At 50.8% G+C, this 17,965-nt stretch carries 15 protein-coding genes; 6 read left to right on the top strand and 9 right to left on the bottom strand.

Annotation, left to right across the window (positions count from 1 at the left end; translation table 11 throughout):
- Positions 1-2,163: a YccS family putative transporter gene (gene yccS / locus HGD79_RS06610; RefSeq protein ID WP_000875023.1), complete on the top strand. Its 2,163-nt coding sequence runs from the start codon at positions 1-3 to the stop codon at positions 2,161-2,163.
- On the opposite strand, the gene sxy is transcribed toward yccS, so the two are convergent.
- Positions 2,126-2,755 carry a CRP-S regulon transcriptional coactivator Sxy gene (gene sxy, locus HGD79_RS06615; RefSeq protein ID WP_000839153.1) on the bottom strand — a complete coding sequence of 210 codons (630 nt, stop codon included), beginning with the start codon at positions 2,753-2,755 and terminating at the stop codon, positions 2,126-2,128. The genes yccS and sxy overlap by 38 nt on opposite strands.
- Before the next feature lie 218 nt (positions 2,756-2,973).
- Between sxy and sulA the strand changes: the two genes are divergently transcribed.
- Complete coding sequence (gene sulA, locus HGD79_RS06620; protein ID WP_000288710.1) at positions 2,974-3,483, top strand: SOS-induced cell division inhibitor SulA; 510 nt, start codon at positions 2,974-2,976, stop codon at positions 3,481-3,483.
- A 356-nt stretch (positions 3,484-3,839) separates the two neighbouring features.
- A complete protein-coding gene (gene ompA, locus HGD79_RS06625; protein WP_000750416.1) occupies positions 3,840-4,880 on the top strand; it encodes a porin OmpA in 1,041 nt (346 codons plus the stop codon).
- A 75-nt stretch (positions 4,881-4,955) separates the two neighbouring features.
- Here ompA and matP read toward each other — a convergent pair whose 3' ends face one another.
- Entirely contained in the window at positions 4,956-5,408 is a 453-nt protein-coding gene (gene matP, locus HGD79_RS06630; protein WP_000877161.1) for a macrodomain Ter protein MatP, read from the bottom strand.
- A gap of 185 nt (positions 5,409-5,593) precedes the next feature.
- Between matP and HGD79_RS06635 the strand changes: the two genes are divergently transcribed.
- Together HGD79_RS06635 and fabA are read left to right on the top strand one after the other, a co-directional pair.
- Positions 5,594-7,354: a Lon protease family protein gene (locus HGD79_RS06635; protein WP_000156526.1), complete on the top strand. Its 1,761-nt coding sequence runs from the start codon at positions 5,594-5,596 to the stop codon at positions 7,352-7,354.
- Positions 7,355-7,422: 68 nt separating this feature from the next.
- Positions 7,423-7,941: a bifunctional 3-hydroxydecanoyl-ACP dehydratase/trans-2-decenoyl-ACP isomerase gene (gene fabA / locus HGD79_RS06640; protein ID WP_000227927.1), complete on the top strand. Its 519-nt coding sequence runs from the start codon at positions 7,423-7,425 to the stop codon at positions 7,939-7,941.
- Between the two features lie 69 nt (positions 7,942-8,010).
- Here fabA and rmf read toward each other — a convergent pair whose 3' ends face one another.
- From rmf to rlmKL, 6 genes are all read right to left on the bottom strand, one after another.
- The gene (gene rmf, locus HGD79_RS06645; RefSeq protein ID WP_000828648.1) at positions 8,011-8,178 is read right to left on the bottom strand and encodes a ribosome modulation factor; all 168 of its coding nucleotides are present in this window, start codon (positions 8,176-8,178) and stop codon (positions 8,011-8,013) included.
- A 255-nt stretch (positions 8,179-8,433) separates the two neighbouring features.
- Positions 8,434-8,997 carry a membrane integrity-associated transporter subunit PqiC gene (gene pqiC, locus HGD79_RS06650; RefSeq protein ID WP_168848335.1) on the bottom strand — a complete coding sequence of 188 codons (564 nt, stop codon included), beginning with the start codon at positions 8,995-8,997 and terminating at the stop codon, positions 8,434-8,436.
- Positions 8,994-10,634: an intermembrane transport protein PqiB gene (gene pqiB / locus HGD79_RS06655; protein ID WP_168848336.1), complete on the bottom strand. Its 1,641-nt coding sequence runs from the start codon at positions 10,632-10,634 to the stop codon at positions 8,994-8,996. The genes pqiC and pqiB overlap by 4 nt, the downstream gene beginning before the upstream one ends.
- 4 nt (positions 10,635-10,638) lie before the next feature.
- Positions 10,639-11,892, bottom strand: coding sequence for a membrane integrity-associated transporter subunit PqiA (pqiA, locus tag HGD79_RS06660; RefSeq protein WP_000333176.1), 1,254 nt, complete (start codon positions 11,890-11,892; stop codon positions 10,639-10,641).
- 129 nt (positions 11,893-12,021) lie between these two features.
- A complete protein-coding gene (locus tag HGD79_RS06665) occupies positions 12,022-13,929 on the bottom strand; it encodes an ABC transporter ATP-binding protein (protein ID WP_000053089.1) in 1,908 nt (635 codons plus the stop codon).
- Between the two features lie 10 nt (positions 13,930-13,939).
- Complete coding sequence (rlmKL, locus tag HGD79_RS06670; RefSeq protein ID WP_096147294.1) at positions 13,940-16,048, bottom strand: bifunctional 23S rRNA (guanine(2069)-N(7))-methyltransferase RlmK/23S rRNA (guanine(2445)-N(2))-methyltransferase RlmL; 2,109 nt, start codon at positions 16,046-16,048, stop codon at positions 13,940-13,942.
- A gap of 243 nt (positions 16,049-16,291) precedes the next feature.
- On the opposite strand from rlmKL, the gene ycbX reads away from it, so the two are divergent.
- Positions 16,292-17,401, top strand: coding sequence for a 6-N-hydroxylaminopurine resistance protein YcbX (gene ycbX, locus HGD79_RS06675; protein ID WP_000224273.1), 1,110 nt, complete (start codon positions 16,292-16,294; stop codon positions 17,399-17,401).
- Here ycbX and zapC read toward each other — a convergent pair.
- On the bottom strand, positions 17,398-17,940 hold the full coding sequence (gene zapC / locus HGD79_RS06680; protein WP_001295353.1) for a cell division protein ZapC: 543 nt from the start codon (positions 17,938-17,940) through the stop codon (positions 17,398-17,400). The genes ycbX and zapC overlap by 4 nt on opposite strands.
- Positions 17,941-17,965 lie beyond the last annotated feature (25 nt).

Raw genomic sequence — 17,965 nt, forward strand, 5'->3', positions numbered from 1 at the left:
ATGGCCTTTATGCTAAGTCCTTTGCTCAAACGCTATACCTGGAACAGCGCCTGGCTGTATTACGCGCGTATTTTTATTGCGCTTTGTGGAACCACAGCGTTTCCGTGGTGGCTGGGTGATGTAAAACTGACGATTCCGCTAACGCTGGGGATGGTGGCAGCGGCGCTGACCGATCTCGATGACCGACTGGCGGGACGTTTGCGTAACCTCATCATTACGCTGTTCTGCTTTTTTATCGCCTCGGCCTCAGTAGAATTGCTGTTTCCCTGGCCCTGGCTATTTGCGATTGGCTTAACGCTCTCTACCAGCGGCTTCATTTTGCTCGGCGGTCTGGGTCAACGCTATGCAACAATTGCCTTCGGTGCATTGCTGATCGCCATTTACACTATGTTGGGAACATCACTGTATGAGCACTGGTATCAGCAGCCGATGTATCTGCTGGCCGGTGCCGTCTGGTACAACGTCCTGACACTTATTGGTCATCTGCTGTTCCCGGTCCGCCCGCTGCAGGACAACCTGGCGCGTTGCTATGAACAACTGGCGCGTTATCTTGAGCTCAAGTCGCGCATGTTTGATCCTGATATTGAAGATGAAAGCCAGGCACCGCTGTACGATTTGGCTCTCGCCAACGGTCTGCTGATGGCGACATTGAATCAGACGAAACTCTCGCTGCTGACCCGCTTACGTGGCGATCGTGGTCAACGGGGAACGCGTCGCACGCTGCATTATTACTTTGTCGCACAGGATATTCACGAGCGTGCCAGCTCTTCTCATATTCAGTATCAAACATTGCGTGAACATTTTCGCCACAGCGACGTGCTGTTCCGTTTTCAGCGGCTGATGTCGATGCAGGGCCAGGCGTGCCAGCAACTGTCACGCTGTATTTTGTTGCGTCAGCCTTATCAACATGATCCGCATTTTGAGCGCGCTTTTACGCATATTGATGCTGCGCTGGAGCGGATGCGCGATAACGGCGCACCCGCCGATTTACTCAAAACACTGGGATTTTTGCTGAACAATTTACGCGCCATTGATGCCCAACTGGCAACAATTGAATCAGAACAGGCCCAGGCACTACCCCATAATAATGACGAAAATGAGCTCGCTGATGACAGCCCGCACGGGTTGAGTGATATCTGGCTGCGTCTTAGCCGTCACTTCACGCCGGAATCCGCCCTCTTCCGTCATGCGGTAAGAATGTCGCTGGTGTTGTGCTTCGGCTACGCCATCATTCAAATAACCGGAATGCATCACGGGTATTGGATCTTGCTGACAAGTTTGTTTGTCTGCCAGCCAAACTATAACGCCACGCGCCACCGCCTGAAGTTAAGGATTATTGGTACGCTGGTAGGTATCGCCATTGGCATTCCTGTGCTGTGGTTTGTGCCATCACTGGAAGGGCAGCTGGTGCTGCTGGTTATTACCGGCGTGCTCTTTTTTGCCTTCCGTAACGTGCAATACGCTCATGCAACGATGTTCATCACACTTTTGGTGCTACTGTGTTTTAACTTACTGGGTGAAGGTTTTGAAGTAGCGTTACCTCGCGTAATCGATACGCTGATTGGTTGTGCCATTGCGTGGGCGGCAGTGAGCTACATCTGGCCTGACTGGCAGTTTCGCAATCTGCCGCGAATGCTCGAACGCGCCACAGAGGCCAACTGCCGGTATCTCGATGCCATACTGGAGCAATACCATCAGGGGCGTGATAACCGTCTGGCGTATCGTATTGCCCGCCGCGATGCACACAACCGTGATGCTGAACTGGCGTCGGTGGTATCAAATATGTCCAGCGAACCGAACGTTACCCCGCAAATTCGCGAAGCCGCGTTTCGGTTGCTGTGCCTTAACCATACGTTTACCAGCTATATCTCAGCCCTCGGTGCTCACCGGGAGCAGTTAACTAATCCTGAAATTCTGGCGTTTCTTGATGACGCAGTTTGCTATGTTGATGACGCGTTACATCATCAACCTGCTGATGAAGAACGCGTCAATGAGGCATTAGCTAGCCTGAAACAGCGGATGCAGCAACTTGAACCACGGGCAGACAGCAAAGAACCTCTGGTCGTACAACAAGTTGGATTATTGATTGCATTACTGCCTGAGATTGGTCGTCTGCAACGCCAGATTACTCAAGTTCCGCAGGAAACTCCTGTTTCGGCGTAAGAGAGTCAGCCCATTCTGCAAGCTCCTGGCGGCGTGCCACCGGGAGCGCAGCTTCATGAATGCCGATAATGGCACCTTCAAGCATAAACAGAATCTTTTCTGTCACCAGACTGTTTTGCTGCCGCAGTCGCAACCAACACATTTTTGCCCCAAGTATACGTAACGCCCGTACATCCTTAATCCCCACCTCCCCGAGAATCGCTTCCAGATGAAAAGACATATTGGGCAAATCTTTCAGTCTTTCCCGGGTATTGCGCGTGCTTTTCTCTTTCAGCGCTGCATCGAGAGAATATTTCGACAGACGCACCAGCTTCAGTTGATTTCGCCATAGACTTTCATCAACCCGATAGTAATTGAGGGTAACGGATCGGCCACACTTTTTATATGTCAGCCAGACAGGCGGATGTTTTACACAGTACTGTGCACTTTGCTCACAAGCCCGAAGATACAACTCACCATCAGAAACCATCGCAAACACCGTGTCGTCAACGGTCAGGCTGTAACTGCCAAACAATGATCGGTATTCAATTGTGCCCAACGTTGCCAGGTATTCTTGTGATTTATAGATCCGCTTATAGGAGAGGCTTTTCATAAAATTCCTTTTAAAATCATAACATAAAAGAATGATTCACATTAACGGATCCGTTAACTACGAAAATAGGCAACTTATTCTTAAGGGGCAAGATTAATTTATGTTTTCCCGTCACCAACGACAAAATTTGCGAGGCTCTTTCCGAAAATAGGGTTGATCTTTGTTGTCACTGGATGTACTGTACATCCATACAGTAACTCACAGGGGCTGGATTGATTATGTACACTTCAGGCTATGCACATCGTTCTTCGTCGTTCTCATCCGCAGCAAGTAAAATTGCGCGTGTCTCTACGGAAAACACTACAGCCGGGCTTATCAGTGAAGTTGTCTATCGCGAAGATCAGCCCATGATGACGCAACTTCTACTGTTGCCATTGTTACAGCAACTCGGTCAGCAATCGCGCTGGCAACTCTGGTTAACACCGCAACAAAAACTGAGTCGGGAATGGGTTCAGGCATCTGGGCTACCCTTAACGAAAGTAATGCAGATTAGCCAGCTCTCCCCTTGCCACACTGTGGAGTCAATGGTTCGCGCTTTACGCACGGGCAATTACAGTGTGGTGATCGGTTGGTTGGCAGATGATTTGACTGAAGAAGAGCATGCTGAACTTGTTGATGCGGCAAATGAAGGTAACGCTATGGGGTTTATTATGCGTCCGGTAAGCGCATCCTCTCACGCCACGAGACAACTTTCCGGGCTAAAAATTCACTCTAATTTGTATCATTAAGTAAATTTAGGATTAATCCTGGAACTTTTTTTGTCGCCCAGCCAATGCTTTCAGTCGTGACTAATTTTCCTTGCGGAGGCTTGTCTGAAGCGGTTTCCGCGATTTTCTTCTGTAAATTGTCGCTGACAAAAAAGATTAAACATACCTTATACAAGACTTTTTTTTCATATGCCTGACGGAGTTCACACTTGTAAGTTTTCAACTACGTTGTAGACTTTACATCGCCAGGGGTGCTCGGCATAAGCCGAAGATATCGGTAGAGTTAATATTGAGCAGATCCCCCGGTGAAGGATTTAACCGTGTTATCTCGTTGGAGATATTCATGGCGTATTTTGGATGATAACGAGGCGCAAAAAATGAAAAAGACAGCTATCGCGATTGCAGTGGCACTGGCTGGTTTCGCTACCGTAGCGCAGGCCGCTCCGAAAGATAACACCTGGTACACTGGTGCTAAACTGGGCTGGTCCCAGTACCATGACACTGGTTTCATCAACAACAATGGCCCGACCCATGAAAACCAACTGGGCGCTGGTGCTTTTGGTGGTTACCAGGTTAACCCGTATGTTGGCTTTGAAATGGGTTACGACTGGTTAGGTCGTATGCCGTACAAAGGCAGCGTTGAAAACGGTGCATACAAAGCTCAGGGCGTTCAACTGACCGCTAAACTGGGTTACCCAATCACTGACGACCTGGACATCTACACTCGTCTGGGTGGTATGGTATGGCGTGCAGACACTAAATCCAACGTTTATGGTAAAAACCACGACACCGGCGTTTCTCCGGTCTTCGCTGGCGGTGTTGAGTACGCGATCACTCCTGAAATCGCTACCCGTCTGGAATACCAGTGGACCAACAACATCGGTGACGCACACACCATCGGCACTCGTCCGGACAACGGCATGCTGAGCCTGGGTGTTTCCTACCGTTTCGGTCAGGGCGAAGCAGCTCCAGTAGTTGCTCCGGCTCCAGCTCCGGCACCGGAAGTACAGACCAAGCACTTCACTCTGAAGTCTGACGTTCTGTTCAACTTCAACAAAGCAACCCTGAAACCGGAAGGTCAGGCTGCTCTGGATCAGCTGTACAGCCAGCTGAGCAACCTGGATCCGAAAGACGGTTCCGTAGTTGTTCTGGGTTACACCGACCGCATCGGTTCTGACGCTTACAACCAGGGTCTGTCCGAGCGCCGTGCTCAGTCTGTTGTTGATTACCTGATCTCCAAAGGTATCCCGGCAGACAAGATCTCCGCACGTGGTATGGGCGAATCCAACCCGGTTACTGGCAACACCTGTGACAACGTGAAACAGCGTGCTGCACTGATCGACTGCCTGGCTCCGGATCGTCGCGTAGAGATCGAAGTTAAAGGTATCAAAGACGTTGTAACTCAGCCGCAAGCTTAAGTTCTCGTCTGGTAGAAAAACCCCGCTGCTGCGGGGTTTTTTTTGCCTTTAGTAAATTGAACTGACTTTCGTCAGTTATTCCTTACCCAGCAATGCCTGCAGATCCTGCTTCAGAGAAGACATTTTATTCGCGTATTTCTCTTTGTTTTCCGCATCTTCAATCAGCTGAACAATCGTTTCAGAAAGCGTTTTACCGCGACGCTGCGCAAGACCAGCCAGACGTTGCCAGACAATAAATTCCAGATCGATCGATTTTTTGCGCGTATGCTGGTGTTCCGCATTAAAATGGCGCTTTCGTCTTGCCCGAATGGTTTGCTTCATGCGATTGACCAGTTCCGGATTCATATGCTTGTCAATCCAGCCATTTACCAGCACGGGTTCATTTTCGAGCGAGAGCAACACATCGACGGCTTCCTGGGCGGCACTGGCTTCTATGTAACGGGTGATTAACTCCCCTTCGCGATGCTTCTTCACCAGATACTTCCATTTCCAACCGCTTTCAAGATTTTCAAGTTGTTGATATTTCATAGCGATCTCAATGTTACCGTGTAACTCTTTACAGAATATCAGCTTTTTAGGCCAGTGAAGAAAAGAATCTCCATCCTGTGAGCTTTAACGCCCATGCCAGGAGTATTGTCGGTGCTTTCTACGTGTGCTGTAGTGCCGGTTACGGTATAATCGCGGCTTTGACAACAGACTAAAAAACATCAACTTTGACCATTACGAAACTTGCATGGCGTGACCTGGTTCCTGATACCGATAGCTATCAGGAAATATTTGCTCAGCCACATTTGATTGACGAAAACGATCCTTTATTCAGTGATACTCAACCGCGACTGCAATTCGCACTGGAGCAGTTGCTGCATACGCGAGCATCCTCCTCTTTTATGCTGGCGAAGGCCCCGGAAGAGTCTGAGTATCTGAATCTTATTGCCAATGCCGCGCGTACGCTACAAAGCGATGCGGGCCAACTGGTGGGCGGTCACTATGAGGTTTCCGGCCACTCCATCCGCTTACGTCACGCAGTGAGTGCAGATGATAATTTTGCGACTTTAACGCAAGTTGTCGCTGCCGACTGGGTAGAAGCGGAGCAACTCTTTGGCTGCCTGCGCCAGTTTAATGGCGACATTACCCTGCAGCCTGGTCTGGTGCATCAGGCAAATGGCGGTATTCTCATCATCTCTTTGCGTACACTGCTGGCGCAACCTCTGCTGTGGATGCGGCTGAAAAATATCGTTAACCGCGAGCGTTTTGACTGGGTTGCGTTTGATGAGTCGCGCCCTCTCCCCGTCTCTGTGCCTTCGATGCCATTGAAGCTGAAAGTCATTCTGGTAGGCGAACGCGAATCATTGGCTGATTTCCAGGAGATGGAGCCAGAGCTTTCAGAGCAGGCTATTTATAGCGAATTTGAAGATACTCTGCAGATTGTCGATGCAGAGTCAGTAACCCAGTGGTGTCGCTGGGTGACATTTACCGCCAGACATAATCACTTACCTGCACCGGGAGCGGATGCCTGGCCGGTACTTATCCGCGAAGCAGCACGCTACACCGGTGAACAAGAAACACTTCCGCTTAGCCCGCAGTGGATCCTCCGCCAGTGTAAAGAGGTCGCCTCCCTGTGTGATGGCGACACCTTCTCCGGCGAGCAGCTAAACTTAATGCTGCAGCAGCGTGAATGGCGCGAAGGTTTCCTCGCTGAACGTATGCAGGATGAGATCCTTCAGGAGCAAATCCTGATTGAAACCGAAGGCGAACGCATCGGGCAAATTAACGCCCTTTCGGTCATTGAATTTCCGGGTCATCCACGCGCTTTTGGCGAACCTTCTCGCATTAGCTGCGTTGTGCATATTGGCGATGGTGAATTCACCGACATCGAACGCAAAGCGGAGCTTGGCGGCAATATCCATGCGAAAGGGATGATGATCATGCAAGCGTTCCTGATGTCGGAACTACAGCTTGAGCAACAGATCCCCTTCTCAGCATCGCTGACATTTGAGCAGTCATACAGTGAAGTTGATGGAGATAGTGCCTCGATGGCTGAACTCTGCGCCCTGATAAGCGCCCTCGCCGATGTGCCGGTGAATCAGAGTATCGCTATCACAGGTTCAGTCGATCAGTTCGGTCGCGCCCAGCCGGTCGGTGGTTTAAATGAGAAAATCGAAGGCTTCTTTGCTATTTGCCAGCAACGTGAGTTAACCGGGAAACAAGGTGTCATTATCCCCACAGCTAACGTTCGCCATTTAAGTCTTCACAGTGAACTGGTGAAAGCGGTAGAAGAAGGCAAATTCACCATCTGGGCAGTAGACGATGTGACTGACGCACTGCCGTTATTATTAAATCTGGTGTGGGATGGCGAAGGCCAAACGACGCTGATGCAAACCATCCAGGAACGTATCGCGCAAGCATCGCAACAGGAAGGACGTCACCGTTTTCCATGGCCATTACGTTGGCTGAACTGGTTTATTCCGAACTGATCGGACTTGTTCAGCGTACACGTGTTAGCTATCCTGCGTGCTTCAATAAAATAAGGCTTACAGAGAACATGGTAGATAAACGCGAATCCTATACAAAAGAAGACCTTCTTGCCTCTGGTCGCGGTGAACTGTTTGGCGCTAAAGGCCCGCAATTGCCAGCACCGAACATGCTGATGATGGACCGTGTGGTCAAAATGACCGAAACGGGTGGTAACTTCGACAAAGGGTATGTTGAAGCAGAACTGGATATCAATCCGGATCTGTGGTTCTTCGGATGCCACTTTATTGGCGATCCGGTTATGCCGGGATGCCTGGGCCTGGACGCAATGTGGCAGCTGGTAGGGTTCTACCTCGGCTGGCTGGGCGGCGAAGGTAAAGGCCGCGCGCTGGGCGTTGGCGAAGTGAAATTCACTGGTCAGGTACTGCCGACAGCGAAAAAAGTGACCTACCGTATTCACTTTAAACGCATTGTTAACCGTCGTCTGATTATGGGCCTGGCGGATGGCGAAGTGCTGGTTGATGGTCGTCTTATCTATACCGCCAGCGACCTGAAAGTCGGTCTGTTCCAGGATACGTCTGCCTTCTGATTATAATCAGACAGAGTATCAAAAGGCGAAACCTCCGCAATGCGGAGGTTTCTTTTTAAAGAGACAGAATCAGGCCATTACTACCCTGTCCGCCATGGCTTCTCGCCAGCCTCCCAGCCATTGTGACCTTTGATTCAGCGTCTGATAGGGACACATTTCTTTTGAGCGTCCGGCGATGCCGGCCTGATAACCACGTTGATGTGCCCGTTCCAGGCGATCTCGTTTTTGTCTCTTCATGCCTCGTTTCCCTCATACTGGTTTCTGGTGGAAAAGAAAACAGTGATTACTAAATGTGCAATCACAGTTAAGCAATACCGCGAATCATAACTGCCGTCAATGCGCAAAATTCACGCCACTGTCATATTTGTGAGCTACACGGGCATGTCGGTTGTACAAAAAATGTGAAGAGGAACAAATTTTTCCGCACGTTAGAAACAAAAAAACCGCCTCAGGCAACATACCGGAGACGGTTATATTTACAAATCTTTATAATTAAGGTAGACGCTTTATCTCTTGCGCAATAGAAGCGGCTTCCTGACTCCAGACACTGGCCAGTACTTTAACCATCTCATCGTAACCATCCTGAGTTTGCACTCCTTCCAGACGGAACGGACGTTTGATCAGTTGTCCCTGGTGGTTCAACAGCCACTCACCACTGACAATGACCTTGCCATCATAGCGACCGTTAAACTCCGTTACGGTAACATTGAGCGTGTCCTGGGCGCTTCCCAGAGGCTGGGAGGCAACCACCCAGCCGGGCAGTTGCGTACTCAGGTTGGCAACCAGGGTGTTGCGCAACTGTTGATCCAACGGGCTGGCCCACAAGTTGTTGTTGGCAATCACATACGTCACATCACTGGTTTGATAAACCACACCATTCCCCGCCAGATAGTCAGGAACAGTGACCTGCTCTACCCATAACAGACGATTGCCCTGGCTGGCGGTACTTTGTGTACCGCTCTGCACCACAGGTAACTGGTAATAGTTTTTATTAATTTCGCCGGAGCTGCATCCGGCCAGCCACAGTGCTGCAATCGTCACTAGCCACTTTTTCATTGTTTCGCCCTCTTCGGCTCTGGATCTTTTTTGTCCTTCGCTTCAAATACCAGCGCGTTACTCTTCTCATTGAGCGTTTTCAGCACCGGTTGCAGTTCTCGCAACACCTGATCAAGGCGCTGCATATCCGCCACCATCTTGTTGTAGGCTGCGGAGCCAGGCTGGAAGCCCTGCATGCTGCGATTCAATTCACGCAACGTTGACTGCATATCCGTCGGCAACTGCTGCATCGACTGGCTAGCGAGGATCTTGTTCATGCTATCCAGCGTCGTTTGCAGGTTTTTCATTGTGCGCTGACTTTCAGAAAGCGTACTGGTTGCCTGTTCAATCATCGGATTCAATGGCAGTTTGTTGATCTTATCCAACGCTTCCATCAGTCGTTGCTGGATTTGCGCCAGGCCGCCGCTAACGGTCGGGATAATCTGATAACCATTAAATTCACGAATACCGGTTATTGCAGGCGTATTTGGATAGAAATCGAGATCAACATACAGTGCACCAGTGACCAGGTTTCCGGTTTTCAGCGATCCGCGTAAACCACGTTTCAACAATTCGCCAAGGTGCTCAACAACATCCGCATTTTCGCCAAGCTGCATTTTCAGCCGCTCTGGCTCGATACGAATCAGTACCGGAATACGGTAATCATCGTTAAATGTCTGACGCATATTCGGCGCAAAGAATGGCACTTTGCTTACGGTACCCAGGCGAATACCCCGGAACTCTACCGGAGCTCCCGGTTGCAGACCGCGTACCGAATCTTTAAAGAACATCAGATAATCAATGTGATCGGTGTACAACGAATCCTGAATGCTCTTCTGATCATCATACAAAACGAAAGCTGTTTTCGGTGCCACTGGCTGCCCTAAATCCAGACCTTCCGGCACATCAAAGCTGACACCGCCACTCAGCAGCGTTGTCAATGAGCCCATCTCCACACGCATCCCTGCTGACGTCAGATCAACCGCAATGCCACTATCTTTCCAGAAGCGAACATTGTTGGTCACCAGTCGGTCATAAGGTGCATTGATGAACAGTTGATAGCTGATATTGCGTTTTTGTGTATCGAAGGTGCTGGTTTCAACCGAACCTACCCGATAGCCACGGAACAGCACCGGATCTCCTGGCGAGAGCTGCCCGGCTTTTTTGCTATCGAGAATCACACGGATACCTTTCGCATCAGGCGGGGCCAACGGTGGCGAGTCCAGCAAATCGTATTTATCCATTTTGCTGCCTTTCGCGCCTGGCTGCAGTTCGATATAAACTCCAGACAGCAGCGTTCCCAGGCCGCTAATCCCTTCGCGACCAATCTGCGGTTTCACCACCCAAAAGACGGTGTCTTTATACAGCAATTTTTCCATACCGGAATTCAGCCGCGCTTTGATTTCAACGTGCGTCAAATCATCAGCCAGTGTGGCGCTTTCAACCACGCCGACGTCAACGCTACGGCTTTTAATGGTGGTTTTGCCACCTTCAATTCCTTCCGCATTCGCGGTGATCAGGGTCACTTCCGGTCCCTGATGGCTGTAATGATAAAAAAGAACCCAGGCCCCAATGAGCGCCGTGACGATAGGAAATATCCACACGGGAGACCAGTTCTTCACTTTCTGGATTTTGGCTTCCCCATTATTAGATTCCATACTGTCAGGACTCCTCATGCTCTGATTCAGGTTGACGATCCCACGACAAACGCGGGTCAAACGTCATAGCAGAAAACATTGTCATTATGACGACTAAAGCAAACATTAATGCACCCATTGCCGGATAAATACTCATTAAACCTCCCATACGCACCAGCGCCGAGAGCACCGCGATAACGAAAACGTCAATCATCGACCAGCGGCCTACAAACTCAACAACTTCATAAATCAAATGCATTCTTTCACTGTCGCGCTTGCCATGCCCTTTGGCATCCCAACACAGCCACGCGATGGCGATCATCTTTAACGTTGGCACCATAATACTGGCCAGAAAGATCACCGCAGCGACGGGATAAGAGCCTTCGCTCCATAACAGAATGACCCCAGCGAGAATCGTCGACGGCATCTTCGAGCCTAATAAATCCGTCACCATGATGGGCAAAATATTAGCCGGAAGATACAGCATGATGGACGTTACAAGCAGCGCGAGTGTCCACTGCAGGCTGTTTCTACGCCGAACGTACCCTTTGGTACTACAACGCGGGCACACGGGTTCATCAGCAGGAAGGATTGCCGTACAACAGGAGCACGAACGCAGCCCCTGACGTATCCCCGTGACGCCTGGTTTTAGCGGCTGGCGCAGTTCTGGCATCGGGGCGATGTCGTCCCATAACCAGCGACGATCAACGCACTGAAAAGCGCGCAGTTGCAGGACACAAAATAAACACCAGGGGAGAAAGCTGCTGCCTACCCCAATGCTGCCGTAAGCCATCAGTTTAACGAAACTGACCAGCACACCAGCGAGGAAAATCTCCGCCATTCCCCAGGTTTTGAGTTGAAAAAGCACCCGTGCCAGTTGCTCTTTTAAACGGACCGGTAATTCCGCGCGATTCACCAGTAACAGAATGGTTATCAGACAAAACGCGGGAACCAGTTGCACAAACAACAGGAAAAAGGTGCCGAGGCTGGCGTAGTCCTCAGAAAAAAGCACGCCGGGAATTTCCAGTAATGTAATTTCACTGGTAACTCCTGCAACGTTCATATTCACAAAAGGAAACAAGTTGGACAGCAACAGCATGAACAGTGCAGCCAACGCATAGGCGGTGGGACGCTGCCGAGGGGCATCCCACGCCACGGTTAACGTTGTGCCACACCGGGGACATGCCGCTTTCTGACCATGCTCAAGGCGCGGTAACGCCACCAGCATGTCACACTGCGAGCACAGGATGTGCTTCGCGGCATGATGATGTTCGCACATTGGTACTCCTTAATGATGCGCTATTTTACAGATGACTAACAAAGTGTTGGTTTTCATGCCTGATAAACCCAGTTCATCAGGCAATTTTACCGTTGTCAGCTGTCTCTGTTTAAATCGACTATTTTGCGATCAGCCACCATTTTTTAACGCTTCAAGATACTCCCAGCGTTCAAAGGCTTGCTCCAGCTCCTGCTCTGCAGCAGCCATATCGGCGAGCACTTTTTGTGTCTGCTCATGTGGCTGACTGAAGAAGGAAGCATCCGCCACCTGCGTCTGTAGGGCTTCCAGCTTCGCCTCCAGATCTTCGAGCAATTGCGGTAGCTGCTCCAGTTCGCGCTGCAATTTATAGCTTAGTTTGCTACTGCTGCGTTTTACAGTTTCTGCTTTTGCCGCGGCGGCTTCTTCGGTTTTTTTCACCGCAGGCTGTTTGAGCGCCACATACTGCTCTTGCTGACCACGGGCATCATGATAACCGCCGACATAACGACCAATTTTACCGCCGCCTTCGAAGATCCAACATTCTGTAACGGTGTTATCGACAAACTGACGATCGTGGCTAACCAGCAATACCGTGCCCTGATAGCTGTCGATCAGTTCTTCCAGCAGTTCCAGCGTTTCGACATCAAGATCGTTGGTCGGTTCGTCAAGAATCAATAAGTTGCTTGGTTTGAGGAACAAACGCGCCAGCAGCAAGCGGTTCCGCTCACCGCCAGAAAGCGCACGTACCGGCGTCATCGCCCGTTTCGGATGGAACAGAAAGTCCTGCAAATAGCCCAATACGTGGCGTGGCTTGCCGTTAACCATCACCTCTTGCTTACCTTCGGCAAGGTTATCCATCACCGTTTTATCGGGATCCAGTTCCGCGCGGTGCTGATCGAAATAAGCCACTTCCAGTTTGGTGCCAACGTGAATACGCCCGCTGTCCGCTTGAAGCTGACCGAGCATCAGTTTCAGCAGCGTGGTTTTGCCGCACCCATTCGGACCAATCAGGGCAATTTTGTCGCCACGTAGAACCTGGGCCGAAAAATCTTTCACCAGTTGCTTACCGTCAACCTGGTAGCAAACGTCTTCCATTTCGAAAACGATCTTACCGGAGCGGCTGGCCTCTTCCACCTGCATCTTTGCGGTACCCATCACTTCGCGACGTTCACCACGCTCGCGACGCATCGCTTTCAGGGCGCGTACGCGGCCTTCATTACGGGTACGGCGTGCTTTGATCCCCTGGCGGATCCACACCTCTTCCTGCGCCAGTTTGCGATCGAACTCGGCATTTTGTAATTCTTCCACGCGCAGGGCTTCTTCTTTTTCCAGCAGGTACTGGTCGTAATTCCCTGGATAGGTCACCAGCTTGCCGCGATCGAGATCAACAATGCGCGTCGCCATATTGCGGATAAACGAACGGTCGTGGGAGATGAAAATAATCGTCCCGTTGAAAGTTTTCAAAAACCCTTCCAGCCAGTCGATGGTTTCAATATCCAGGTGGTTTGTCGGTTCATCAAGCAACAGCACGCGCGGATTACTCACCAGCGCGCGTCCTAATGCCGCTTTACGCAACCAGCCGCCGGAAAGCGACGACAGCGCAACGTTAGGATCTAACCCCAGTTGCGCCAGCACTTCGTTGATGCGGTTTTCCAGCTGCCACAGGTTGTGGTGATCCAGCTGTTCCTGAACCTTCGCCAGTTCGTTGAGATTTTTCTCGCTCGGGTCGTTCATCACCAGGCGCGAAATATCGTGATAGCGTTTCAGATATTCCGCTTGTTCTTCAATGCCTTCGGCAACGAAATCATAAACGCTACCCTCAACGTTACGCGGCGGATCCTGTTGCAGACGAGCTACAATCAAATCTTGCTCGTAAATAATGCGACCGTCATCCAGCCCTTGTTCACGGTTGAGGATTTTCATTAACGTCGATTTGCCCGCGCCGTTGCGGCCCACCAGACAAACACGTTCGTTATCTTCGATATGCAGTTCTGCGTTATCGAGAAGCGGCGCGTCGCTGAACGACAGCCATGCGCCATGCATACTGATTAATGACATTACTATTCCTTTAGGCTGCGGTAATCAGCCAGCAGTTGTGGATCTGGCGGTTACGGGCGAAATCCTGGGAGAGCGTTTTTTGCGTAATTTCTTGTGCTTTCAGTCCCAGTTTTGCCAGGCCGTCGAGATCCATACGGAAGCCACGTTTATTGTTCGAGAACATGATCGTCCCACCTGCACGCAGCAGACGTTTCAAATCTTTCATCAGCGCCAGATGATCGCGCTGAACATCAAACGCATCTTCCATTCGTTTTGAGTTAGAGAAGGTTGGCGGATCGATAAAGATCAGATCGAACTGTTCATTTGCCTCACGCAGCCACGCCAGGCAATCGGCCTGAATCAGGCGATGCGCACGCCCGGTCAGGCCATTCAAACGCAGGTTGCGTTCTGCCCACTCCAGATAAGTACGCGACATATCCACGGTGGTGGTGCTGCGTGCACCGCCTAATCCCGCATGCACGGTGGCGCTGCCGGTATAAGAGAACAGGTTGAGGAAATCTTTGCCTTTGCTCATCTGACCGAGCATACGACGGGCGATACGGTGATCGAGAAACAGACCGGTATCGAGGTAATCCGTCAGGTTCACCAACAAGTGAGCGTTATATTCGGTAACTTCAAGAAACTCGCCCTTCTCGCCCAGTTTCTGGTACTGATTTTTGCCCTTCTGGCGTTCACGGGTTTTCAGCACCAGTTTGTTTGGCGCAATCCCCAGTACCGAAATGGTTGCAGCGATAATATCGAACAGACGCTGACGCGCTTTGTGAGCATCAATAGTTTTTGGCGGCGCATACTCCTGCACCACCACCCAGTCGGCATAACGGTCAACGGCAACGTTATATTCCGGTAGATCGGCGTCATACAGGCGGTAACATTCAATTCCTTCCTGGCGAGCCCACTTCTCGAATTTTTTGAGGTTCTTACGCAGGCGGTTGGCGTAGTCTTCCGCTACCATCGCCGGTTTGCTGTCTGGAGTGCTTTCGGCAACGTGGTAATTTTTCTGTACGCAGTCCAGCGGGCCGTTTTTCGCCTTGTACTGTTTGTCTGCACGCAGCTGCAAGCAGCTTAGCAGATCCGGCGAGGCACTAAACAAAGAGAGATTCCAGCCACCAAACTGGTTTTTCATGATCCGACCCAGCAGGCTATGCAGCGCAATCAGCGCCGGTTCGCTGTCCAGACGTTCCCCGTATGGCGGGTTGCTCAACACTGTGCCGTACGGCCCTTTCGGCAGCGGATTGGTCAGTTGCGCGACATCTTTCACCTCAAAGGTGATCAGTTCACCAATCCCCGCAAGACGGGCGTTAGTGCGCGCACGTTGAATCACCCGTGCGTCGCTGTCCGAACCGTAAAAATGAGAGCTATACTCAGCCAGGCCTTTACGGGCACGAGTTTGCGCTTCCGCTTTCACTTCCTGCCAGATATCTTCATCATGCTGCACCCAGCCGCTAAAGCCCCAACGCCCACGGTGCAAGCCTGGTGCGCGATCGGTCGCTAGCATCGCCGCTTCAATCAGCAACGTACCGGAACCACACATCGGATCGAGCAGCGGTGTTCCTGGCTGCCAGCCGGATCGCATCACAATAGCGGCTGCCAGGGCTTCTTTGATCGGCGCAATACCAGCACGATCGCGATAGCCACGCAGATGTAAACCATCACCACTCAGATCAAGAGCGATACTGGCGGTTTCTTTATGCAGCCAGACGTTAACGCGGATATCCGGCGCATCGCGATCAACATTTGGACGCGGCAGATTTTTCCGCGTGAAAGCATCGACGATCGCGTCTTTCACTTTCATCGCGCCGTACTGACTGTTGCGGATGGTGTCATTCAAACCACTGAAGTGGACAGCGAAGGTCGCGCCAGGATTAAACATCTCTGTCCAGTTGATCGCCTGAACACCGAGATAGAGGTCTAAATCGCTGTAAACCTTACACTCGCCCAGCGGCAACATAATACGCGAGGCCAGGCGGCTCCACATCAGGCTCTGGTAAACAAGCCGTGTGTCGCCCTTGAAATGGACCCCACCCTGAACCACCTGGCATTCAACGGCCCCCAGGTTTTCCAGTTCAGTTTTTAACAGCTCTTCCAGCCCACGGGCCGTACTGGCAAACAGAGAATTCATATCGTCACTTTTACTCTAAGAGCCTACCGCAGTAGGCGTAATTGTTGCAGTCAGTCTGGACATGGACAGCGCGGAGAAACCGGAGCGTACACAAGTACGTGAGGATTTCGAGCACAACCCAGGGCCAAACTGACAAATAAAATAGCCTAATGGGACAGGCGCTAAGAAAATTGTTGCGCATTATAGCTAATAAGCGCGTCATGTCATAAAGTTGAGGGCTTATTTTCATTTGAGGACCGCACCGTGGCGACATTAACCCGGCTTTTTATTCATCCTGTTAAATCGATGCGCGGCATTGGTCTTACACATGCTCTGGCTGATGTCAGTGGTCTGGCCTTCGATCGCATCTTTATGATCACGGAACCTGACGGTACGTTTATTACCGCTCGCCAGTTTCCCCAGATGGTACGGTTTACTCCTTCACCTGTGCATGATGGCTTGCATCTCACCGCACCAGATGGCAGTAGCGCATATGTTCGTTTTGCTGATTTCGCCACACAAGACGCACCAACCGAAGTTTGGGGCACACATTTTACCGCGCGAATTGCGCCAGACGCGATCAACAAATGGCTAAGTGGATTTTTCTCCCGCGAAGTGCAATTACGCTGGGTGGGGCCACAAATGACCCGGCGCGTGAAACGCCACAACACTGTACCCCTGTCATTTGCTGATGGCTATCCTTACCTTCTTGCTAACGAAGCCTCGTTACGTGATCTCCAACAACGTTGTCCGGCCAGTGTAAAAATGGAGCAATTCCGCCCCAATCTGGTGGTTTCCGGCGCGTCAGCCTGGGAAGAAGATAGCTGGAAAGTGATTCGCATTGGTGATGTGGTGTTTGATGTGGTTAAACCTTGTAGCCGCTGTATTTTCACCACCGTCAGCCCAGAAAAAGGGCAAAAACATCCGGCAGGCGAACCATTAAAAACATTGCAATCTTTCCGCACTGCCCAGGATAACGGCGATGTCGATTTTGGTCAGAATTTAATTGCCCGTAATAGCGGCGTGATTCGCGTTGGCGATGAGGTGGAAATTCTGGCAACGGCTCCGGCAAAAATTTACGGCGCAGCTGCCGCTGATGATACCGCCAACATCACGCAACAACCGGACGCAAATGTAGATATTGACTGGCAGGGACAGGCATTTCGTGGAAATAACCAACAGGTGTTGCTGGAGCAATTAGAAAATCAGGGAATTCGTATCCCTTATTCTTGCCGCGCGGGCATTTGTGGAAGTTGCCGTGTTCAGCTTTTAGAAGGCGAAGTCACGCCGCTGAAAAAATCAGCAATGGGCGATGATGGCACCATTCTTTGCTGTAGCTGTGTACCGAAGACTGCACTTAAGTTGGCGCGTTAGACAGCCTGTTCGAGGCTGAAGCTGTCAACATTAACCTGCGGTTTCAGCCTGTCGTTCATGATTTTAATGGCGTCGCCCAACTGCATCGCGCGACCCGCAATAACAACGCAGGGTTGTGCCAGCAGGCATAGTGCGGCATTTTCGCCAGATTCAACGACCAGCAAATTGACCTGCTCGTGAGTATCGCTCAACCAAACGCAGGCCGCATCGCCCGGCATGGGCACCCACATTTCACCATGGGAAACAAAATGCCAGCTTTTCGGCATTTGCGGTTTGAGATAGCGAATTGCTACCAGTGCATTCAGCACCAGTTCGGCTTTTTGTTCTTTAGATAAATTAAAATCGCGGCACTTTTCTTCAAAAGAGAAATAGAGCGCGGCGTCGTCAACGCAAAAGCCTGCGGGAGAAAAGGCATCTGGAGTCAACATCTTGCGCGCAAAACGTGAGCGAAATAGCATACCATTGGCTAAATCGAGCATCATTCGATCGTGCTCTTCATCGTAATACCAACGCCAGTTATCGTCTGGTTTAATTCGCATCTGCCTCTCCCCTACCCTATAAAAC

The organism is Escherichia sp. SCLE84 (assembly GCF_012584495.1).
In the GTDB taxonomy this organism is placed as follows: domain Bacteria; phylum Pseudomonadota; class Gammaproteobacteria; order Enterobacterales; family Enterobacteriaceae; genus ECMA0423.